20 protein-coding genes are annotated in these 20,061 nt (G+C 67.8%); 8 read left to right on the forward strand and 12 right to left on the reverse strand.

Annotated features, from left to right (window positions below; genetic code table 11):
- Positions 1-13: 13 nt before the first annotated feature.
- Positions 14-376, forward strand: a complete 363-nt coding sequence (locus B1818_RS04420; RefSeq protein ID WP_058250613.1) for a DoxX family protein — start codon at positions 14-16, stop codon at positions 374-376.
- 22 nt (positions 377-398) lie between these two features.
- Here the strand turns inward: B1818_RS04420 and B1818_RS04425 are convergent, their stop codons facing one another.
- The 3 genes from B1818_RS04425 to B1818_RS04435 are packed head-to-tail and all read right to left on the reverse strand — an operon-like array spanning position 399 to position 3,619.
- Positions 399-956 carry a nuclear transport factor 2 family protein gene (locus B1818_RS04425; RefSeq protein ID WP_058250614.1) on the reverse strand — a complete coding sequence of 186 codons (558 nt, stop codon included), beginning with the start codon at positions 954-956 and terminating at the stop codon, positions 399-401.
- Positions 953-2,125, reverse strand: a complete 1,173-nt coding sequence (locus tag B1818_RS04430; protein ID WP_058250865.1) for a flavin reductase family protein — start codon at positions 2,123-2,125, stop codon at positions 953-955. Before B1818_RS04430 ends, B1818_RS04425 begins: the two co-directional genes overlap by 4 nt.
- Positions 2,126-2,164: 39 nt before the next feature.
- Positions 2,165-3,619 (reverse strand): MFS transporter, encoded by a 1,455-nt coding sequence (locus B1818_RS04435; protein ID WP_078112041.1) that lies wholly within the window; start codon positions 3,617-3,619, stop codon positions 2,165-2,167.
- Between the two features lie 157 nt (positions 3,620-3,776).
- On the opposite strand from B1818_RS04435, the gene B1818_RS04440 reads away from it, so the two are divergent.
- The 3 genes from B1818_RS04440 to B1818_RS04450 are packed head-to-tail and all read left to right on the forward strand — an operon-like array spanning position 3,777 to position 6,008.
- Positions 3,777-5,072: an amidase gene (locus B1818_RS04440; RefSeq protein WP_058250616.1), complete on the forward strand. Its 1,296-nt coding sequence runs from the start codon at positions 3,777-3,779 to the stop codon at positions 5,070-5,072.
- Between the two features lie 25 nt (positions 5,073-5,097).
- Positions 5,098-5,376, forward strand: a complete 279-nt coding sequence (locus B1818_RS04445; protein WP_058250617.1) for a hypothetical protein — start codon at positions 5,098-5,100, stop codon at positions 5,374-5,376.
- Positions 5,367-6,008 (forward strand): response regulator transcription factor, encoded by a 642-nt coding sequence (locus B1818_RS04450; protein ID WP_078112042.1) that lies wholly within the window; start codon positions 5,367-5,369, stop codon positions 6,006-6,008. Before B1818_RS04445 ends, B1818_RS04450 begins: the two co-directional genes overlap by 10 nt.
- A gap of 6 nt (positions 6,009-6,014) precedes the next feature.
- Here the strand turns inward: B1818_RS04450 and B1818_RS04455 are convergent, their stop codons facing one another.
- The 6 genes from B1818_RS04455 to B1818_RS04480 form a co-directional block, all read right to left on the reverse strand.
- The gene (locus tag B1818_RS04455; RefSeq protein ID WP_058250618.1) at positions 6,015-6,965 is read right to left on the reverse strand and encodes a PDR/VanB family oxidoreductase; all 951 of its coding nucleotides are present in this window, start codon (positions 6,963-6,965) and stop codon (positions 6,015-6,017) included.
- A gap of 41 nt (positions 6,966-7,006) precedes the next feature.
- Positions 7,007-7,759, reverse strand: coding sequence for an SDR family NAD(P)-dependent oxidoreductase (locus B1818_RS04460; protein ID WP_058250619.1), 753 nt, complete (start codon positions 7,757-7,759; stop codon positions 7,007-7,009).
- A 14-nt stretch (positions 7,760-7,773) separates the two neighbouring features.
- Complete coding sequence (locus tag B1818_RS04465; RefSeq protein ID WP_055475081.1) at positions 7,774-8,271, reverse strand: aromatic-ring-hydroxylating dioxygenase subunit beta; 498 nt, start codon at positions 8,269-8,271, stop codon at positions 7,774-7,776.
- Complete coding sequence (locus tag B1818_RS04470; RefSeq protein ID WP_055475082.1) at positions 8,264-9,541, reverse strand: Rieske 2Fe-2S domain-containing protein; 1,278 nt, start codon at positions 9,539-9,541, stop codon at positions 8,264-8,266. Before B1818_RS04470 ends, B1818_RS04465 begins: the two co-directional genes overlap by 8 nt.
- Positions 9,542-9,617: 76 nt before the next feature.
- Positions 9,618-9,980, reverse strand: coding sequence for a hypothetical protein (locus B1818_RS04475; RefSeq protein ID WP_058250620.1), 363 nt, complete (start codon positions 9,978-9,980; stop codon positions 9,618-9,620).
- Positions 9,981-10,030: 50 nt separating this feature from the next.
- Positions 10,031-11,203, reverse strand: a complete 1,173-nt coding sequence (locus tag B1818_RS04480) for an acyl-CoA dehydrogenase family protein (RefSeq protein ID WP_065632763.1) — start codon at positions 11,201-11,203, stop codon at positions 10,031-10,033.
- Positions 11,204-11,381: 178 nt separating this feature from the next.
- Here B1818_RS04480 and B1818_RS04485 point away from each other — a divergent pair, with 178 nt between their 5' ends.
- Positions 11,382-12,911, forward strand: coding sequence for a PAS domain S-box protein (locus B1818_RS04485; protein ID WP_091344278.1), 1,530 nt, complete (start codon positions 11,382-11,384; stop codon positions 12,909-12,911).
- 49 nt (positions 12,912-12,960) lie between these two features.
- Here the strand turns inward: B1818_RS04485 and B1818_RS04490 are convergent, their stop codons facing one another.
- A complete protein-coding gene (locus B1818_RS04490; RefSeq protein WP_078112043.1) occupies positions 12,961-14,088 on the reverse strand; it encodes a nitronate monooxygenase in 1,128 nt (375 codons plus the stop codon).
- 180 nt (positions 14,089-14,268) lie between these two features.
- Positions 14,269-15,579, reverse strand: a complete 1,311-nt coding sequence (locus B1818_RS04495; RefSeq protein WP_055475086.1) for an NAD(P)/FAD-dependent oxidoreductase — start codon at positions 15,577-15,579, stop codon at positions 14,269-14,271.
- 75 nt (positions 15,580-15,654) lie between these two features.
- Here B1818_RS04495 and B1818_RS04500 point away from each other — a divergent pair, with 75 nt between their 5' ends.
- From B1818_RS04500 to B1818_RS04510, 3 genes are read left to right on the forward strand one after another with little or no spacing between them, the layout of a single operon-like run.
- Positions 15,655-16,176 carry a 2Fe-2S iron-sulfur cluster-binding protein gene (locus B1818_RS04500; RefSeq protein ID WP_055475121.1) on the forward strand — a complete coding sequence of 174 codons (522 nt, stop codon included), beginning with the start codon at positions 15,655-15,657 and terminating at the stop codon, positions 16,174-16,176.
- Positions 16,173-17,156 carry a xanthine dehydrogenase family protein subunit M gene (locus B1818_RS04505; protein ID WP_078112044.1) on the forward strand — a complete coding sequence of 328 codons (984 nt, stop codon included), beginning with the start codon at positions 16,173-16,175 and terminating at the stop codon, positions 17,154-17,156. The genes B1818_RS04500 and B1818_RS04505 overlap by 4 nt, the downstream gene beginning before the upstream one ends.
- Positions 17,153-19,255: a xanthine dehydrogenase family protein molybdopterin-binding subunit gene (locus B1818_RS04510; RefSeq protein ID WP_078112045.1), complete on the forward strand. Its 2,103-nt coding sequence runs from the start codon at positions 17,153-17,155 to the stop codon at positions 19,253-19,255. The genes B1818_RS04505 and B1818_RS04510 overlap by 4 nt, the downstream gene beginning before the upstream one ends.
- A gap of 22 nt (positions 19,256-19,277) precedes the next feature.
- On the opposite strand, the gene B1818_RS04515 is transcribed toward B1818_RS04510, so the two are convergent.
- A complete protein-coding gene (locus tag B1818_RS04515) occupies positions 19,278-20,048 on the reverse strand; it encodes a hypothetical protein (protein ID WP_078112046.1) in 771 nt (256 codons plus the stop codon).
- Positions 20,049-20,061 lie beyond the last annotated feature (13 nt).

A 20,061-nucleotide genomic window follows, 5' to 3' on the forward strand; every position in this document is an offset into this window, starting at 1 on the left:
AGGGCCCCCGGCGATGACCACCACCCTGTTCGTCGCCACGATCATCTGCATCGTGGCCAATGGCGGTATCGCCATCGCCGACTTCGCCCGGGCCGAGTTCGTGCTGGCCAATTCGGCCGAGGTCCACGTCCCACCTCGGTTCCTGCCCCACCTCGCGACACTCAAGGCCGCCGGAGCAGCAGGGCTTGTCCTCGGGTTGACGATCGAACCCTGGATCGGCGTCGCCGCCGGAACCGGGCTCACTCTGTTCTTCGTCGGCGCGGTCATCGCCCATGTGCGGGCCCGCGTCTTCTACAACATCGCGTTCCCGGGCGCCTTCCTGCTCCTCGGCGTGGCGGCTACGGTCTACATGATCCGACTGACCACAGGCGCGTGACCCGTCACCGGCGTCGAACGCCTCAGCCCATCAACGCCGACGCCGAGGGGTAGCTCTCGGCGAATCCGTCGGGAAGCGGCGCGATGAAGACGTTCTCGGTGCGGGTACGAGTGATCCGCCACCGGCCGTCGTGCTTGCGAAAGGCGTTGTTCAGCCGACTCGACCGCAACAGGGCCGAGCCGTCGCCGAAGAGCCACGGCTGCATGTGAATCCACTGTCCCTCGGCGTCATCGCCGTCGACATGGACCTGCTCCGAAGTCAGGTAGTGCGCGTTGAGCACCAGTGCCGGGTCCCGCTTCTCATCCCAGAAGCGCTGGAAGTGTTCGCGGATCTCCGGCTTGCCCTCGGCACGCCCGAACTGTCCGTCGTAGTACTCGCCGACGCCCTCCCACACCGCGTCGTCGGTGTAGAGGTCCAGGATGCGCTCGATGCGCTCGGCGTCATCCGCGAGACCGGGTTCGGGACACGGGGTGTCACAGAGGAACATGTATCGAGCCTGGATTCGTCGGATCTCGGCTTCGGCCTCCAGAATCTCGACCCGCGCGACGAGCGCCGAGATCCTGGCATCGTCGTCGCTCATCGGCCAAGCACCTCGACCACCGCACGCGCCTCCGAGATCCAGGCCTCGACCTCAGAGCCGTTCACGCCCAGCGGCAACTGCGACAACCGGAGCGTCATCGAGTATCCGCCACGTGCGTCCCGGATCGGCAGCACGACGGAACCGACGTCATAGGTCTGATCGGGTCGCACCTCGCGGAGGCGATAGTCGACGGCCGACTTCCCGATGGACTCGCAGATCTCGCGTTCCTGCGAAGGCGTCAACCGGCCCCGCTCATAGGATTTCGTCGCCTCTCGCATCTCCTCGTACGCAGTCGATGAGGCATCGGGCAGAAAGGACACCAGGTAACCGTGCCGCCGCACGAAGTCGAGACGGTCGCGATGTACCTGTCGCACATCATCGTCGGCATGCCGGAGCTTCGCCAGCCACCGCTCCCGGGTCTCGTCGTCCTGGTCGAACACGTACGTGTCCCCGATGGGCGGCACCATCGGGATGCGGTACGCGAGGCCTTCGTCACGGTCGACGCCCGGCGCGGTGGCCGACAACACGACGGCCATCTCGTCGCGGCTGACCGCGGTGAGGACCGACACCTCGCAGCCGACGGACGTCGCCAATGCCTCCACCTGCGGGCGCGCCGCGTGTGCGGCATGGATCGTCGGCAGGATCTCGTGGTCCATCCGGGCCATCAGGGACGTCGACACGAAACTGCCGTAACCACCCTGGAAGAAGATCAGCGGCGACACCGGGTTGGTCACGGCCAGATCCCGCACCTCACAGAGCGTTATCCAGTGATCGCCTGCTTCGACGACGTTGCTGATGCGGGTGTCGATCCAGGCCACCGAATCCGCGAGAACCGGATCGCCCGACGGCGAAGGGAACCAGTCGATGCCCGCGAGCTTGTCCTCCCAACGCTGCGCGATGGTGAGGACGACGTCCTCCTGTTCACCGCCGAGGATGTTGATGCACAACGACTCGCAGGCCCGCATCTTCTCGAAGGTGCGCGAGGTCTTCATCGGCATGAAGGACACCAACGGCGGGTCCATCGACACCGAGCTGAAAGTCCCGACGACCATGGCCAGCACGGAGCCGTCGTCACCGCGTCCCGTCACCACGACCACGCCGGTGGGATAGTGCCCCATCACATTTCGGAAGATGCCTGGGTCGATGGCACTGATCACATTGTCGGACATGTCTTCTCCTGGGATCGAATCGTCGCGGTGGTCGGGCACTCAGGCGGACCGGGCCTCGACCGGCTCCTGGACGTAACGCTTCTGCAGAATGGCACCGAGTCGCTCCGGCCGGAGGAAGGCGATGCACAGTGCGCCGCCGACCAGCAGGACGATGCCGGTGATCGTGAACGCCTGGTGCACGCCGGCCGCCATGTTGTCGGCCATCTCCGCGCTGGGCTTCTCACCCTTCGGCGGCGACACATACCCCGCGTCGGTCATGAGCCAGCCGACCAGGATCGGCGAGATGACCGCGCCGAACGACGCCACGCCGCCGAGGGTGGCCATGAGGATCGGTCGCTGCCGAGCGCCGACCGCATAACCGATCGCGGTGGCGGTCATCGGGAACGCCAGGCTGCATCCACCGGCGAGGCACAGCAGCGCGACCGCCGTGATCCCCGACGACGCCTGGATGGCGATGAAGCACAACCCGGCCAGGACCGCGGCGCAGCCGAACGGGACGGCGATCGCCCGATGTGCCGAACTCCCCCGGTGCAGCATCCGGTGCCCGAGCGCACCCAGTCCGAGCAGGACGAGCGCGCCGACCACCCACGGCACGGTGGTCACCGCACCGACCTCACCGAGCGACAGCCCGACCACGGTGCCCAGGTACTGGGGCAGCCAGGTCGTCAGGAAGCCCTGCACCCAGAAGTTCGACGCCCCGCCGATCACGGCGGAGATGAACGCCAAGCTGAGCAGCGCACGCCAGATCTTGACCGGCTTCTGCTCGTCGACCGCGGAGGTCGCGACCTCCTTCGCATCGTCAACCGTCTCGTCGGTGTCGAGTGCCGGCTCGTCCGGCGACGAGGCCTTCTTGGGACGGTAGGGACCGTCCGCGCCGATCGCCCACCAGGCGATCACCCACACCAGGCCGATGATTCCCAGAACACCGAACGCCCAGCGCCAACCCCACACGGCGATGACCCAGGCCAGCAGCGGCGCCGCGAAGACAGGTCCCAGCGTGGAGCCGGCGGCGATCAGGTTCGACGGCAGCGCACGACGGGTGGGCGAGAACCAGGTGTGCGCGGAGGTGAGCGACATGGCCGTCGCGGGTCCCTCGGCGCCGCCGAGGATGATCCGCGTCACCAGCAGGATGGCGGCGCCGCCGCCGAGCAGCATCGGGAATTGCAGCACCGCCCAGGTGACGCCCATCGCGAACAGGATCCACTTCACCGAGATCTTCGACGCCAGGAACCCGGTGACGACCGAGACGATCGCGTACAGGAAGAAGAAGGCACTGCCGATGAATCCAAATTCGGTTGCGGTCAAGCCGAGTTCGGGCATCGCGTCGGCCGAGACCAGGCCGAGCACCGCCTTGTCGGCGAAGGCGATGATCTGGAACGGCACGAGCATGCCGGTGACGATCCAGGCCCGTCTCGACATGCGGCCGAAGTCGATTCGTCGATCGGGGGCGGTCGGCGACGACGGCGTCGTCACCGCGGGTTCTCTGAGGCTCATTGGGTTTCCTTGGACTGGCAGGGTGCGAAGACGCCGGGCTGTCGGGGGCTGGCAACGACGTTATGGCCACCCGTCCCTACGGGGATACGAGGGAAATCTTTACTGTCGCCGCGATGCGCGACAGGGCAGACTGGTCCCAGCACATGAAGGAGGAACGGTGAGCTCGGCCTACTGGAAACAGCCCATCAGTGAGCAGGCGACCGCGGTCCACGAGAAGGTGGTGTCGGCGGAAATTCTCGCGGAACAGGTCCGTGAGGAGATCGTCGGCACCGACACCGATCTGCGCGCGTGGGTCGAGCTGTCCCCGGGCGTCGTCGACGAGGCACGACGGCAGGATGGGATACCGGGTCGCCGGCCCCTGCGAGGCGTCTCGCTCGGGGTCAAGGACCTCATCGACGTCGAGGGTCTGCCGACCCGTGCCGGTTCACCCGTCACGTCGTCGTCGCCGGCGGCGTCGGATGCGCCCTGTGTCAGTCGTTTTCGCGATCTGGGCGCGGTGATCCAGGGCAAGACGGTCACGACCGAGTTCGGCTACTTCTCGCCCGGGCCGACGCGCAATCCGCACCACCCCGGGCACACGCCGGGCGGGTCGTCGAGCGGTTCGGCCGCCGCCGTCGGGGCTGGCGTCATCCCGGTGGCGCTGGGTACGCAGACCGCCGGCTCGTTGACCCGGCCGGCCGCCTACTGCGGCGCCGCGGGCATGGTCCTCGCGCACGGCTCGACGGATCTGTCCGGCGTCACCGGACTCTCGGAGTCGCTGGACTCGCTGGGCATCCTCACCCGCGACATCGCCGACCTGCAGTACGTGTACACCGCCTTCACCGGCCGCTCGCCGATCGTTCCCGGTCGCTCCACCGTCCGGACCGTGGTGGTGTGGGGCGGCAGCGACCTGCACCCGATCGACCCGGCAATGGCAGACCTGGTCGACCGGCTGCCGGACCTGCTCGAGCGAGCCGACGTCGAGACCCGCGCACTCGAATTCGACGATCATGTCCGCACCCTGGCCGACGACCACGTGACCGTCATGTCCCATGAGGCGGCCGAGACCCTGGACGATGTCGTCCGGGACCATGCGGCCGCGCTCAGCCCCGCGCTGCTCGACCTCGTCGACGCCGGCCGCGCGGTCCGGCCCGCGGACCACGCGGCCGCCCTCATCCGCCGCGACCGCTCGCGGGATCTGCTGGCCGAGACGCTCGGCGATCACACGGTGATCGTCGGTCCCGCCGCACCCGGCCCCGCACCGAGCGGCCTCGACGCGACCGGGTCGCCGGTCCTGAGCCGACCGTGGCAGCTGCTCGGCTGCCCGGTCGTCGTCGTCCCGGGGGCGACCACGGACTCCGGGATGCCCCTCGGACTACAGGTGATCGGCTTGCCGGGGCGGGAGTCGGCCCTGTTCGAGGTCGCCGCGGTGCTCGAGAACGAGCTCCGGTCCCATCCGGTCGTCCCGGTCTGATCCGGTTGCGAGAGAGAAGATCTGCATGACAGTCAAACCCCGTCCCGAGACGCACCACCGGATGTTCCTCACGTGTTACGAGGACACCTTCAACTACGGCTGGCACCATGTCGACCTGTTCGTGCACGACGAGTACGGCCGGGAGGTCAACTGGGTGCACTGGACCGTCGAGGCCGACGGCCCGGAGGCGGCCGACGAGTCGGTCCGGCGCGAGGAACCCTGGCTCAACCGGACGTCGGAGTGGCGCCATCAGGTGAGTGCCGTCGGGATGAACTACTGGACGGCCGACGCGGCGTGGACGTGACCGCATCGGATGTGACCGCGGCGGTGTACGTCGTCGACGACGACCCGGAACTCTGCGAATCGGTCGACTGGCTGCTCGGCAGCATCGGGATCTCGCCGCGGATCTGCCACAGTGCCGACGACTTCCTCGCGCAGTACTCCGGGGACACCCCCGCGTGCATCGTGCTCGACGTCCGCATGCCGACGATGAGCGGCCCGCGGCTGCAGGAGAAGCTCAACGAGTTAGCACCGCACGTCGCCATCATCTTCGTCTCCGCGCACGGCGACATCCGGATGTCGGTGTCCACCCTGCAGGCCGGCGCGATGGATTTCCTGGAGAAGCCCTACGACCCGCAGCGGCTGCTCGACGCCGTCCAGGCGGGGATGGAGAAGGCGGTCGAACGCTTCCGCACCCACGCGCAGAAGCGGTGGGTGGAATCGAAGGTCGCGCTGTTGACCCCGCAGGAACGCGAGATCCTCGCGCTGGTCGTCGAAGGTCTACCCAGCCAGAACATCGCCCGCCGCCTCGACATGAGCGTCAAGACGGTGGACGTGCACCGTGCCCGGATCAAGAGCAAGACCGACGCCGACAGCATCAGCACGCTGGTCCGGGACATCCTGCGGTTCGACGTCGAGGTGCCGACCAACCCTTGATCGGGGTCAGTAATAGTCGAGCACGATCTTCTCGCCGGTGGTCCGCGAGACGCAGACCGCCATGACCTCTCCGGACTCTCGCTCGGCCTTGGTCAGCACGTTGTCGCGGTGCTCGGGCTCACCGGCGAGGACCTGCATGATGCAGGTACCGCAGATGCCCTCCTGACACGAGGTGTCGACGTCGCAGCCGTTCTCCTCGAGGACCTCGACGATGCTCCGGTCGGCCGGGACGTGATAGGTCTCGCCGTCGAGTTCGACGTCGAAGGACGTGTTCTCCGACGCATCCGGCTGATCGGTGGCGTGGAAGTTCTCGAAGTGGACCGCGTCGGCCGGGATGTACTGTTCCGCCAGTTCGCGGACCTTGGTCATGAACCCGTCCGGGCCGCAGACATAGACATGCGAGCCCTGCGGCGCCGATTCCAGCGCGGCGGTCAGAATCGGTCCGTGGGCCTCACGACCGACGCCGACATGCGCGTGCAGCTTCTCCGGGCAACGCTCCCGCAGCAGCGGCAGGAACGCCGCGTCATCGACCGTCCGGGCGAAGTAGTGCAGTTCGAAGCTGATCCCGTGCACGTCCATGTAGCGCGCCATGCTGAGCATCGGGGTGATCCCGATGCCGGCCGCCACCAGGACGTGATGCGTTGCCGTGGAATCGATCCCGAGCAGGTTCCGTGGCTCGCTGATCTGCAGCCGGTCGCCGACGCGCAGTTCGTGCAGTGCGGCCGAACCACCTCGGGACTGATCCTCGCGCTTGACGGCCACGGCGAAGGACTCCCGCCCGTCGGGCCGGCTGCACAGCGAGTACTGGCGGGTGATGGCGGTCGGCCCGACGACATCGATGTGCGCTCCGGGCGTGTACTCCCCCATCGTCGAGCCGTCGGGCCTCGACAGGTAGAAGGTCTTGATGCTCGGGGTCTCCTGGACGATCGCGGAGACGACGACGTCGGTGAGGGCCATGGCGGTGCTCCTGGTGGTGGCGAATAATTCTCGAGGTGCGATCAGCGGACGAAGAGCCCGCCGTTGACGTCCCAGCACGCACCCGTGACGAAGAAGGCGTTCTCGGCGGTCAGCAGGCCGACCATGTCCCCGATGAACTCGGGGCGGCCCAGCTTCCCGACGGGGATGCCGGCGATCACGGCGTCGAGTTTCTCCGGCGGCACGGTCGCCTTCACGACGGGCAGGTCGTGCGGCCCGGGCGCGATCGCGTTGACCGTGACACCCTTGGCCGCAAGCTCTTTGGCGAAGATCTTGGTGACCGTCAGGATCGCGCCCTTGGACGTGGCATAGTGCGCGCCGGTGGCGGTGCCGCCGTTCTGACCGGCCAGCGACGCCATGTTGACGATGCGGCCGTACCCCTCGTCGGCCATCGCGGCCCCGAAGACCTGGCAGCCGAAGAAGATGCTGTTGACGTTCGTGTTCAGCACGCGGGTGAAGTCCGGCTCGTCGAGCGTCATGAGATCGGCCGCCTGGGTCAATGCCGCGTTGTTCACGACGATCGTCGGTGTGCCCCAGACGGATTGCACATGCGCCAGCGCGTCGACGAAACCCTGCCGGTGCGCCACGTCGAGGACGGCCGCCCGTGCGGCCGACCCGTCGGGCGAGAGTTCTTCGGCGATGCGCTGGGCCGGATCGAGGGCGATGTCGGTGAGCAGGACGCGATGACCGTCCCGGTGCAGCCGGCGGGCGATGTGCGAACCCATGCCGCCGGCGGCACCGGTGACGACCGCGATCCCCTTGTTCGTCGAACTCATGTCCAGGTCCGTCCTCACACCAGGTAACCGGAGGCGCTGACCGCGTCCTCGCTGTCGATGAGACGGGCCACCTTCAGACTGATCCGGTCGTTACCGTCGGAACCGAGGCTGATGGTGTGGGTGAGCTCGGCGCCGATCGTCGAGAAGGCATCGCGCTTGAACGCGTTGAGGATCTGCGCGGACCGCAGGATGACGGTGTCGTCGCTGACGTCCGACACGGTGAACCGCGAGATGACCCGGACCGTGCGGGCAGCGGCGACCGCCGACGGTGCGTAACCCTGCATCATCCGTTCGACGCGCAGGCGCCGCATCCGCTGGTCGTCGTACACCATGTTCAGCGACGAGTCGAAATCGTCGGTGTCGGGATCGATCGGGATGACGTAGTGCGCGTCATCGGTGTAGAGGGCCTCCCACGCCGGGTAGTCCTTGGCGTCGAGGAGTTCGGCTTCCTTCCACACGAGCGCGATCGCGCGCAGGACGCGCGGGTCGTTGAAACTGTGCAATTCAGTCATCGCTCATCATCTTCTTCCACATGGCGTAGGACTCACGCATCCCCGTCTCGTCGGTGACATGCGATGTGGGCCAACCCTCTTCGGTCGTGTACTCGCGGTTCTCCCCGCGGTTGACCAGGATCGGCATGTTCGGGTTGCCACCGGCGCCGATCTGGACGCGATCCCATCCCTCGGCGTCGTCGGGGCTGCCGAAGCCGAAGGGGCCCTGGAAGTGCTCGTGGATCCGCAAGCGCTCGCGGTTGATGCTCTCCGGCCCGCCGTCCATGCCGATCGCCATGTGCCACACCTCGGTCACGTCCACGCTGATCGGGATGAGGACCCGGAAGAACGACGACGACATGGCGATGTTCGGGAACATGTTGAGGTTGAACCCGCAGCCGTGCATCGAGCGCATGTAGCGACGGATGCGTTCGGGACTCTCCCCCGCCTCGGCGAGTTCGTCGACGAGATGCTGGAACCGCGGCTGCACCTCCTCGGAACCGTCGTCGATGTCGAGGTCCGCGTGCGCGGCCGCCATGATCGCGACGCTGTGACCGTTGCCGAGCGCGTGCGTCTCGGCGGCCGGATCGTCCATGAACGACATCATGTTCGCGGTCTCGGCGTCGACAGAGGCCATCCACGACTTGTGCACCATCGGGAAGTGGTAACCGTCGGTGGTGTTCTCGAGCTGGATCTTCCAGTTGCCCTTGAACCGGAACTTGTGACTGCCGAGGACCTTGGTGGGGAATCCGTTGGACTGCTTCAGGAATCGCTCCATCCAGATCTTCGCATCACCCAGGTGGTCTTCGAGCGGTTCGATCTCGGTGTTGAACGTCGCGAAGATCATGCCGAGATAGCTCTCGGTGCGCAGCTTCTGCAGGGGGAAGTCGTTCTTCTCGACGACGCCCTCGTAACCGTCCGGGTACGGGATGCCGCGCAGTCGACCGTCGAGGGTGTACGACCAGTTGTGGTACGGGCAGGTGAAGCCGTTGGCCTTGCCGCTGCGCTGGTCGCACACCGTCGCCCCGCGATGCCGGCACCGGTTGAGCAGGGTGTTGAAGTTGCCCTTGCGATCCCGTGTCACGATGACCGGTTGATCCCCGACCTGGGTGGTCTTGAACGAGCCCGCCTCGGGGACCTCGCTCTCGTGCGCGACCCACACCCAGGTGCGGTAGAAGATCTTGCGCATCTCCTCGGCGAAGATCTCGGGATCGGTGTACAGCTGACCGGCGACGCGGTCCTTCTCGGCGAGGTCCGCGAAGCCGCGGGTCGGCCGCTCGATGGTGGTCATCGATGTTCCTTCGTGTGTCGACCGCGCCGGGGCGCGGAGAGGGGCTGTCGGTGCGCGAGAGATCAGGAGGCGGTGCTCATGAGGGGACGTCGTCGCGGATGGTGAGGGCTCGTCCCATCCGCGCCTCGACCTTGAAGTACTTCCAGAGCGCATGTTCACCGACCATGATGGTGCGCAACAGGTTGCAGGCCGCCCGGACGGTCGGCTGGTCGCGCACGTCGGCGAGGACGTAGAACGTCCACGGCCAGCCGTCGGACGGGCCGACCATGTGGGCGTCGTCGTCGAAGGTCCCGATGATCTCGACACCGTCGAGGTTCTTCAGACTCGTGAGGAACTCCATCGTGGCCTCCCACACCGGACCGATGTCGGCCTTGGGCAGGTCGAAGAAGTTCTGATTGTTCCCGACACAGAACAGCGTGCGCAACGGTTCGTCGAACATGGGTGATGGTCTCCTCGCGGTCGTGACGTCTGGGCTGGATGACGGGTGGGTCAGGGAAAGCTGGGGATTCCGGCCTCGAGGCCGAGAAGCAGTGCACCGGCGGCCTCGTAGGTGTTGGTCTGCAGCATCGCGTGCTGCGCGGGCACCAACGCGTCCTGCAGGAACCGCTGCAGCGGATGGGTCTCGTAGATGGCCCCGGTGCCGGCGAGGTCGAACACCTGCAGCACGACGCTGCGCCCGACGTGCGCGGCGTGGGTGGCACTCAACCGCAACAGGGCCTGATCGTCGGTCGAGATGTGCTGTCCCGCGACGGCCTTGGCCCACACCCGGTCGGTGCTGTCGTAGAAGAACGCTCGCGCCGAACGCAATTCGGCCTCGGCGACCGCCAGGCCGCTCTTGTACGCCGGCCGGTTGCCCTTGCTGGCACCTCCGGTGATCGAGGTCCGCGCCGCGCCGACCTCGATCGCGTAGTCGAGGGCGCCCCGGGCCGCGCCTAGGGTCACCACCGCCAGCACCTGCGCGGCGTAGGCCAGCGCGGGGTACCGGGTCAGGGGTTCGTCGATCTGCGGAGCGCCGCCGCGCACGAAGGTCATCTCCTCGGGCACGAACACGCGGTCGGCGCGGATGGCATGGGAGCCGGTCGCCTTCATCCCGGCGACATCCCAGTTGTCGACGATCTCGACCTCGGCCGGATCGACCAGCGCGGTCAGCGGTTTGCCGCCGGTCTCGGGTCCGCCGGCCAGACCGATCCCGAGGAGGTCGGCGCCGCGACATCCGCTGGCGAACTGCCAGACCCCCGAGCACAGGTAGCCGCCGTCGACCCGCTGTGCCTCCTGCATGGGGAACAGCCCGCCCGCGTAGGCGACATCGGGACCGTGCGCGTAGATCTTCTGCTGGGTCTCGGCCGGCAGCGCGGCGAAGTAGACCAGCGACGATCCGAAACTGGACACCCACCCGGTGGCGGGGTCGACGGCGGAGATGCGTTCGACCAGCGACATGAAATCCGACGGTGCCATCGGCTCGCCACCGAACGCCGCCGGCGTCGAGGCCCGGTACATGCCGGCACGCTTCAGCAACGCGATGAAGTCGGCGGGAACGTAGCGCTGCGAGTTGAACTCGTCCCGACGATCCCGGAGCACGTCGAGCGCGTGGTCGAACGCGGCGTCGCGCGCCGCCCCCGCCGGTTCCGCACACACCCGTTCGGTCAGGCTCTCCGCGGTCATCACTGTCTCCGTTCGGAATCGACTCTCGATCTCGAGTCCGACACTATGGACGCGGGACCCGACGCGGTATCGGGATTTCCCGCGCCGCGGGTAAGCAATTCCTTACTTGCGTGTCCTCACCCGCATGGCATCGTGGCGGGGGCGAAGACGAGAACTCGGCGAAGGTGAGGTGATGGCGATGTTCCCCGCCCGTCGGGACTTCGAGCAGATGATCCTGCACACCGGCACCGGCATCCTCATCCACGAGGCGAGTTCGAAGAACATCCTGTGGGCCAACCCGGCCGCGTGCCGGATCTTCGGGTTCACCCTGGAGGAACTCAAGCCCCTCAAGGCACACCACATGAGCGCCCAGGAGCGTCAGTACCGCCGCGAGGTCGGCGTGGCATGGCTCCAGTCCGCGGTGGTGCACGGGTCGAGCCGCAAACAGTGGAAGTACCGCGCCAAGGACGGCACCGAGTTCCTCACCGATGCCCGCGCGACCCTGGTGCGCTGCGAGGACGGGCCGGTCGTGATGGTCGAGTTCCGCAACATCTCCGACGAGGTCGAGTTGCAGGAAGAACTGACCTGGGTGTCGGAGTCGTTGCAGCGCATCATGACCCACACGTCGGCCGGGATCGTCGTGCTCGACGACGACAACTGCATCGACGACATCTCCCCACTGGCCGCCAAGCTGTTCGGCCGCACCCCCGCGGAGCTGTCGGGCGTCCATCTGGAAGACCTCGGCCGGTGTGAGCCCCGGCTGACCAGTGACCCCGTCGTCGAACGGCTGACGGACGGAGCGGGCTCGGTCGAGATCCAACAGGAGATCATCAAGGACGACGGCAGCACCGTGTGGCTGGCCGGCGAACTCGAGATCGTCGCCCACGACGGCATCTCCTCGCGGGTCCTGACCGTGCGCGACGTGACCGACCGCGTCGAATGGGAACGCCGCAACGCCTACCAGGAGGCCAACCTCCAATATCTGAGCCGTTACCACGCGATGGGTGACATGGCGATGATCCTGGCCCACGAGCTCGGGCAGCCGCTCGCGGCGTCGACGAACTACCTGAGCGGACTCAAGGCCCGCGTCTCCGCCGAGACCGTCGACGCCCGCAGCCTCGCCTACGGCATCGACCAGATCGAGAAGCAACTCCGCCGCGCCGCCGACATCGTGGCATCGGTCCGCCGCTACGTACGACGCATCGAGAGCACCTCGACGCTCATGGATCTCAACGAGACCGTCGAGGAGAGCCTGTATTTCGTGCGACTACGCGCGGCCGAGCAGGGCGTGCGCGTGTACGCCGAGATCCCCGACCGCGACCTGCCGATCCAGGGCGAGAACGTGCTCATCGGACAGGTCATCATCAACCTGTGCGTCAATGCACTCGACGAGATCGTCCGTCCGACAACCGAGGTGAAGGAACTGACGATCCAGACCGGTGAAGCCGACGGACTGGCCTCGGTGTGGATCCGCGATCAGGGACGCGGCATGACCGGCGGCGTACCGGCGGACCGCCTCGCGTCCGGGGCGTTCTCGTCCAAGCAGGACGGTTCGGGAATCGGGCTGATCATCTCCGAGCACATCGTCGAACGCCACGGCGGGACGATCCGGTACCTGCCGAACGAACCGTCGGGAACCACCGTCCAGGTGACGCTCCCTCTCGCGACGATCGCCGAGGACGGCGCCGGCCACTCCCCGGCTCCCGCGTCGCCGTTTCCGTCCCGCTGATTGAATCCAATCAGCGGGACGGAAACGAGGCCGCGCGAATTAGCCCCGGCTAGGCGTTCGCGTTGGCGAACGAGTCCAGGCTGCTCGTGGCGTCGATGTACTCGGTCACCCACCGCTCGATCACCGCAGAGGTCTTCTCGACCTTGCGGAACTGCCCGACCACCTGCCCGACCGGGTTGAAGGCGACGTCGATGCTCTCGTCGGGGTACTTGTGCGTCGCGGCCACCGCCATCCCGGAGACCATGTACTGCAACGGCATCCCCAGCGGATCGGGATTCTTCGGATCCTCCCAGGCCTCGGTCCAGTCGTTGCGCAGCATGCGGCACGGCTTGCCGGTGAACGATCGGCTCCGTACGGTGTCCCGGCTGGAGGCGTCGATGTAGGTCTGCTGCTGGACCGGGGTGTTCTCGGCCTCCTCGACCATCAGCCACTGCGATCCGGTCCACGCGCCCTGCGCCCCGAGGGCCAGCGCCGCCGCGATCTGCTCACCGCTGCCGATGCCACCGGCGGCCAGAACCGGAACCGACGCAACCTCTTTGACGACCTGCGGCCAGAGCACGATGGAGCCGACCTCGCCGCAGTGACCGCCGCCCTCGCCGCCCTGGGCGATGATGATGTCGACACCCGCATCGGCGTGCTTGCGGGCCTGCTTCGGCGATCCGCACAGCGCGGCGACCTTGCGGCCGGCGGACTGGATCTTCTCGATCATGTCGGCGGGTGGCGTCCCGAGGGCGTTCGCGATCAGGGTGACCTTGGGGTGCTGGAGCGCGATCTCGACCTGCGGCGTGGCAGTGGCCTCGGTCCAACCGAGAAGCTGCAGGGAGTTGTCACTGTCCTCGTTGAGCGGCACGCCGTGGTCACGCAGGAGCTTGCGTCCGAAGTCGAGGGTCTCCGCCGGCACCATCGACTGCAACATCTTGGTGAGTTCCTCGCCCGACATGTTCGAGTCCATGCCCTCGTACTTGTTCGGGATGACGATGTCGACGCCGTAGGGACGGTCGCCGATGTGCTCGTCGATCCACTTGAGCTCGATCTCGAGCTCCTCGGGGGTGAAGCCAACCGCGCCGAGCACTCCGAAACCGCCCGCCTTGCTCACCGCGACCACCACGTCCCGGCAGTGGGTGAACGCGAAGATCGGGAACTCGATACCGAGCTCGTCGCAGATCGGGGTGTGCATGGAGGACTCCTCGCCCGTCAGAAGAACAACCAAAATTAGAACGTGTTCTACTCTCAATACCAGGCGAGGCGGTCACGGACAAGCAATCGGGGAGAACTCGGGTCCCGGCGCCGGGAGCGAAGCGAGCGGGCCGAATCGACCCGGCGCCGGGAGCGAAGCGAGCGGGCCGAATCTACCCGGTCACTGCCCGTAGGGCTGCCTCGCCGTCTCCGGGCTGCCGTAGGTGATGGCGCGCTCCCGCCGAGTGTCGGTGAGCAGCGTTGCGCCCCACGTCATGACGGTCCCCATCCGGTTGCGGACACCCGCCAGGAAGGCGATGTGGATGACGCCCCAGGCCACCCAGCCGAGGAACCCCGACAGCTGGAGCGGGCCGGACTGGACGATCGCGTGGCGGCGGGCGATGTAGGCCGCGGTACCCAGATCGCGGTATCTGAACGGACTTCTTTCCTGTTGCCCTGCAACGGTTTCCGCGATCACCGCCCCGGCGTGCCGGCCGCCCTGCATCGCCACCTCGGCGACCCCGGGCAGGTCTCGGTAGGAACTCATGTCGCCGCAGACGAAGATGTCGGGATGGCCCGGGACCGAGAGATCGTCCTCGACCGGTATCCGCCCGCCGTGGTCCTGTTCGACACCCAGCGACCGGGCGAGTGTGGTGGCGAAGGGGACGGCCTCGACGCCCGTCGTCCACAGCGTCGTGCGCGCCGGGTAGACGTTCTTGGTCCCGTCGGCCTTGCGGGTCGTCTCGACGTGGTCCTCTCCGACCCCGGTGACGTGCACGCCGAGGTGGGTCTCGACGCCGAGGTTGTCGAGCGTGCGCTGGGCGCTGGCCGAGAGCCGCGTCGAGAACGACGGCAGCACGCGGTCGCCGCCGTGGAGCAGCAGCACCCGCGCCTGCGCCGGATCGATCGCGTCGAACTCGCGCTCGAGCGCCAGGGTCGCGACCTCCCGGATCTGTCCGGCGAGCTCGACGCCGGTCGGGCCGCCGCCCGCCACCGCGAAGGTGAGCCACGACCGCTGCTCCTCCGGGTCGGTGATCGTCTCGGCCATCTCGAACGCGGCCATGATCTTGCGGCGGATCGACAGCGCGTCATCGAGCGTCTTCATCCCGGGCGCGAACTCCGCGAACGTCTCGTTGCCGCGGTAGGCGGTGCGCATGCCGGCGCCGACCACGAGGTAGTCGTAGCCGAGACGGAACGACGACCCGTCGATGCGGTCGACCGTCAGCTCGTGACCCTCGACGTCGATGGCCGACGCCTCGCCGAGGACGACGTCGAGGTTCTTGTGCCGACGGGTCAGATGCCGAACCGGGCTGGAGATCGCGCCCTCGGACAACAGACCGGTGGCGCACTGGTACAGCAGCGGCTGGAACAGATGGCTGGTCCCGCGGTCGACGATGGTGACGTCGACCGGCTCGTTCTTGAGCCTGCGGGCGCAGTGCATACCCGCGAATCCGGCACCGATCACAACAACTCTGGGTCTCGAGGGGGCCATTCGACCGATTGTTCCAGACATTTCGCGGTTCTCGGCGGGTGTTTACCGCCTCTACGGACGGGTATGCCTCGCGACGTGGAAGCCAAAGTCTCCTTGACCGTGAACGGTGCCGAACACGACGTCGTCGTGGACACGCGAACAACACTGCTCGACGGTCTGCGTGACCGGCTGGGCATCTTCTCGCCCAAGAAGGGATGCGATCACGGCCAGTGCGGTTCGTGCACCGTGCTGGTCGACGGCAGGCGCATCGTCAGTTGCCTGTCCTTCGCCGTCTCCTACGAAGGCAGCGACATCGTCACCGCCGAGGGCCTGGGCGACGGTGACGAGCTACACGACATGCAGCAGGCGTTCATCGACGAGGACGCCTTCCAGTGCGGCTACTGCACCCCCGGCCAGTTGTGCTCGGCCATCGGGATGCTCGACGAGGCGAAACAGGGGTATCCCAGCCACGTCACCGAGGACCTCGACCCGTCGTCGAGCGGCGACGCGAGTCCGCTGGCCGACGACGAGATCCGGGAACGGATGAGCGGCAACCTCTGCCGATGCGCGGCGTACCCGAACATCCTCGCGGCGATCCGACAGGCGGCCGATCGATGATCCCGTTCACCTACGAGCGCGCGACCGACGTCCCCACCGCCGTGGACTTCCTGCGGGATCACGACGGCGCGAAGCTGATCGCCGGCGGCACCAACCTGGTCGACCACATGAAGCTGGGCGTCGCCGACCCGCCGGCGCTGCTCGACATCTCACGCCTGCCGCTCGACGACATCACCGAACGCCCCGACGGCTCGCTCCGGCTCGGCGCCACCGCCCGCAACGCCGACACCGCCGCCCATCCCCTCGTCCGGCGCCGCTACCCCGTCCTGGCCCGCGCCCTGCTCTCGGGCGCCTCGGCGCAGTTGCGCAACCTCGCGACCAATGCGGGAAACCTGTTGCAGCGCACCAGATGCGTCTACTTCCAGGACGTCACGACCCCGTGCAACAAGCGGACGCCGGGCTCGGGCTGCTCGGCCGTCGGCGGATACACGCGGTATCACGCCATCCTGGGTGCATCCGAGACCTGCGTCGCGACCCACCCCTCCGACATGGCGGTGGCCCTCACCGCCCTCGACGCGCGCATCGTCGTGCAAGGCCCCGACGGCGAGCGCGTGGTGGACATCGGTGACTTCTACCGGCTCCCGGGTGAGCATCCCGAGCGCGACACGGTGCTCGAGCCGCACGATGTCATCGTGGCCATCGACGTGCCACCGCCCCTGCCGGACTCGTCGTCGACCTACCGCAAGGTGCGCGACCGTGCGTCGTACGCCTTCGCGCTCGTGTCCGTCGGGGCCGAGGTGAGCATGGACGGTGACGCCATCGGCGAAACGCGGATCGCGTTCGGCGGTGTCGCGCACAAGCCCTGGCGGGCCGCGCGGGCCGAAGAGGTGCTGCGTGGTCAGCGACCGTCGACCGAATTGTTCGCCGCGGCAGCCGATGCCGAACTCGGCGAGGCCCGTGCACTCGAGGGCAACGAGTTCAAGGTGCCCCTCGCCCGCCGCACCCTGATCGCCACCCTGCGGGAGCTGAGCACTCGATGACCGCGATCGGTACCTCCCACGCCCGCATCGACGGCGCCGACAAGGTGCGCGGCACCGCGCCGTATGCCTACGAGCACCTCACCGAGGCCGCGTACCTGTGGCCGATCACCGCGACCATCGCGCGCGGACGCATCACCGGATTCGACACGGCCGCAGCCGAATCGACGCCCGGTGTGCTGTACGTACTCACACCCGAGAATGCACCGGAACTGGCCGACACCTCCAGCGGCGACCTCACGATCCTGCAGTCGCCCGAAATCGCCTACCGCGGGCAGCTGATCGGCGCCGTCGTCGCGGAGAGTCCCGAGACGGCACGCGAAGCCGCCTCGGCGGTGACCGTCACCTACGACGAGGACGCCCACGACACCGAGTTCCGCGTCGATCACCCCGACAGCTACCGGCCCGAACAGGTCAACGGCGGGTTCGAGCCCACCTCACAGGACGGCGACCCCGATCGAATCCTGGACGAAGCGGCCAGTACCACCGGCGGGGACACGGTCACGGTCGACCAGTGGTACTCCACCCCGGAGGAGCACAACAACCCGATGGAGCCGCACACCGTGGTGGCCACCTGGGATGCGGATGCCGCTGTCCTCACGCTCTACGACTCGACCCAGTCGACCCAGGGCGTGGTGTCCTCGCTGGCGCCGGTGCTGGGTCTCGAACCCGAGCAGATGAGGGTGATGGCGCCGCACGTCGGCGGTGGATTCGGGTCGAAGGGCTCGCCGCACTCGCACGACGTGCTCGCGGCCATGGCGGCCATGCGCCTGCCCGGTCGTCCGGTGAAGTTCGCGGTGACCCGGCAGCACATGTTCGTCTACGTCGGACACCGCGCGCCCACCCGATCCCGTCTGCGGCTGGCCGCCGATCGGGACGGCCACATCACCGCGATGGTGCACGAGGCATTCACCCACAGCGCACACGCCGGGGAGTTCGCCGAGCAGGCCGCGGTCACCTCACGATCGATGTACTCGGCCGACCATCGGCGGACCGATCACCACGTCGTCCCCCTCGATGTCCCGGTCCCGTTCTGGATGCGTGCGCCCGGCGAGGCTCCGGGGATGTTCGCCGGCGAGGTCGCCATGGACGAACTTGCACATGCCCTCGACCTCGATCCGATCGAGTTGCGAGTGCGCAACGAACCGCCCGAGGACCCCGAGACGGGCAACCCGTGGTCGTCGCGGCGGCTGCTCGACTGTTTCCGCGAGGGAGCCCGACGATTCGGCTGGGAGCGGCGTGTGGCCGAGCCGGCGGCCCGCCGGAACGGTCGGCAGCTGGTCGGCCTGGGGGTCGCGTCGTCGACCTATCCCCACATGGTGCAGCCGGGCAACGCGGCGTCAATCACCCATCGCGACGGCCGGTACACGGTCCGGATCGCCGCCACCGACATCGGCACCGGTGCGTGGACGACCCTGAAGATCATCGCCGCCGACGCGCTCGACGTACCCACCGACGTCGTCGACATCGAGATCGGCGACAGCGCGCTGCCCAGCGCGACCGTCGCCGGCGGTTCGTCGGGCACCTCGTCCTGGGGATCGGCCATCGTCACCGCCGCGCATCAGTTCCGTGCACGTTTCGGCGACGATCCGCCTCCGGACGCCGAACTCAGCGCGGAGGCGGCGGACAACCCCGATCTCGAGAAGTTCACCGTGGCCTCGTTCGGCGCGCACTTCGTCGAGGTCGGCGTCGACATCGACACCGGGGAGATCCGCATCCCGCGCATGCTCGGGGTGTTCTCCATCGGCCGCGCCATCAACCCGCGCACCGTCCGTTCGCAACTCATCGGCGGCATGACCTTCGGTATCTCGATGGCGTTGCATGAGGAGAGCGTCCGCGATCACCGGTTCGGACACGTGGTCACGCAGGATCTCGCCGAGTACCACATCCCCGTGCACGCCGACATCGCCGACGTCGACGCGATCTGCCTCGACGACCGCGACGAGCACGCCACCCCGATGGGTTCGCGCGGTGCGGGCGAGATCGGGATCGTCGGCAGTGCCGCCGCGGTGGTCAACGCGATCTACAACGCCACCGGGGTACGGGCCCGGAACCTGCCGGCGCACCTCGACGATCTGCTCGGCGGACTGCCCGACCAGTAGTCGCTGCCCCAGCGGTGCGGAGTCAGGCCGCGCCCGGATAGCTCGACCACCCCGGTACCGGCTGCTGGGCCGGCCACGGCTCGGTGTCGGCCATCGGCAGCCAATGCGGCATACCGTCCGGAGTCATTGCGGCGCACGCTTTCTGATCCGGGGTCGGCGTCGGATACAGGGCCGCGAAGTCGTAGCGGGAGGTGTACCAGCCGCCGAACACGTCGGCGCCGGGGGTCCGCTCGCCCCCGCGTGGTGCGGCCGCGGGATCGGTTCCCACGCGGCGGATGTCGATCTCCACCGGCCGCGGGGTGTCGTACCCGACGGTCCACTCGCCGTTCTGCTGCACCGACCGATACCCGTGACGGCACATCACGATTCGCGCCCAGCCGTTGTCGTCGACGCGGCGCAACCCCTGATAGAAGGCGGTGCCGACCTCGCGGCCCGAGGTCGACTGGATCGGGGGGTACGCCGTCACCATCTGGTCGATGTTCGACGGCGCGGCGTCGGCGAAACCGGGGTAGCCCCACCGCGCCGACCGTCCGGCGTTGGCGAGTTCGAAGGACTCGGTGAAGGCTCGGACGAAGGTGCCCTCGGCGGACTGTGGATCGAGGACACCGGTCGCGGTCCAGCGGAAGGTGGTGTCGAATCCGGGCGGCAGATGCGCGTCCTGCGCGGCGTGGGCCGGCGGTGTCCGCTCCGGTCCGTCGGGCCCGGTGGCGCATGCCGCGAGGCCGGCTCCCACGACGAGCGCGGCGAGAATCGCGGTGAGGCGTCGACGACGATCGTGCGCCACGGTGATCACCCGCTTCGACGAA

Origin of the sequence: Gordonia sp. IITR100 (assembly GCF_002009645.1) — a bacterium.
Taxonomy (GTDB): domain Bacteria; phylum Actinomycetota; class Actinomycetes; order Mycobacteriales; family Mycobacteriaceae; genus Gordonia; species Gordonia hongkongensis.

What these genes read in the sequence shown, in the direction of transcription:
- B1818_RS04420 (WP_058250613.1), top strand. Translation starts at nt 14, where the DNA reads ATGACCACCACCCTGTTCGTCGCCACGATCATCTGCATCGTGGCCAAT.
- B1818_RS04425 (WP_058250614.1), bottom strand. Translation starts at nt 956, where the DNA reads ATGAGCGACGACGATGCCAGGATCTCGGCGCTCGTCGCGCGGGTCGAG.
- B1818_RS04430 (WP_058250865.1), bottom strand. Translation starts at nt 2,125, where the DNA reads ATGTCCGACAATGTGATCAGTGCCATCGACCCAGGCATCTTCCGAAAT.
- B1818_RS04435 (WP_078112041.1), bottom strand. Translation starts at nt 3,619, where the DNA reads ATGAGCCTCAGAGAACCCGCGGTGACGACGCCGTCGTCGCCGACCGCC.
- B1818_RS04445 (WP_058250617.1), top strand. Translation starts at nt 5,098, where the DNA reads ATGACAGTCAAACCCCGTCCCGAGACGCACCACCGGATGTTCCTCACG.
- B1818_RS04455 (WP_058250618.1), bottom strand. Translation starts at nt 6,965, where the DNA reads ATGGCCCTCACCGACGTCGTCGTCTCCGCGATCGTCCAGGAGACCCCG.
- B1818_RS04460 (WP_058250619.1), bottom strand. Translation starts at nt 7,759, where the DNA reads ATGAGTTCGACGAACAAGGGGATCGCGGTCGTCACCGGTGCCGCCGGC.
- B1818_RS04465 (WP_055475081.1), bottom strand. Translation starts at nt 8,271, where the DNA reads ATGACTGAATTGCACAGTTTCAACGACCCGCGCGTCCTGCGCGCGATC.
- B1818_RS04470 (WP_055475082.1), bottom strand. Translation starts at nt 9,541, where the DNA reads ATGACCACCATCGAGCGGCCGACCCGCGGCTTCGCGGACCTCGCCGAG.
- B1818_RS04475 (WP_058250620.1), bottom strand. Translation starts at nt 9,980, where the DNA reads ATGTTCGACGAACCGTTGCGCACGCTGTTCTGTGTCGGGAACAATCAG.
- B1818_RS04480 (WP_065632763.1), bottom strand. Translation starts at nt 11,203, where the DNA reads ATGACCGCGGAGAGCCTGACCGAACGGGTGTGTGCGGAACCGGCGGGG.
- B1818_RS04485 (WP_091344278.1), top strand. Translation starts at nt 11,382, where the DNA reads ATGTTCCCCGCCCGTCGGGACTTCGAGCAGATGATCCTGCACACCGGC.
- B1818_RS04490 (WP_078112043.1), bottom strand. Translation starts at nt 14,088, where the DNA reads ATGCACACCCCGATCTGCGACGAGCTCGGTATCGAGTTCCCGATCTTC.
- B1818_RS04495 (WP_055475086.1), bottom strand. Translation starts at nt 15,579, where the DNA reads ATGGCCCCCTCGAGACCCAGAGTTGTTGTGATCGGTGCCGGATTCGCG.
- B1818_RS04505 (WP_078112044.1), top strand. Translation starts at nt 16,173, where the DNA reads ATGATCCCGTTCACCTACGAGCGCGCGACCGACGTCCCCACCGCCGTG.
- B1818_RS04510 (WP_078112045.1), top strand. Translation starts at nt 17,153, where the DNA reads ATGACCGCGATCGGTACCTCCCACGCCCGCATCGACGGCGCCGACAAG.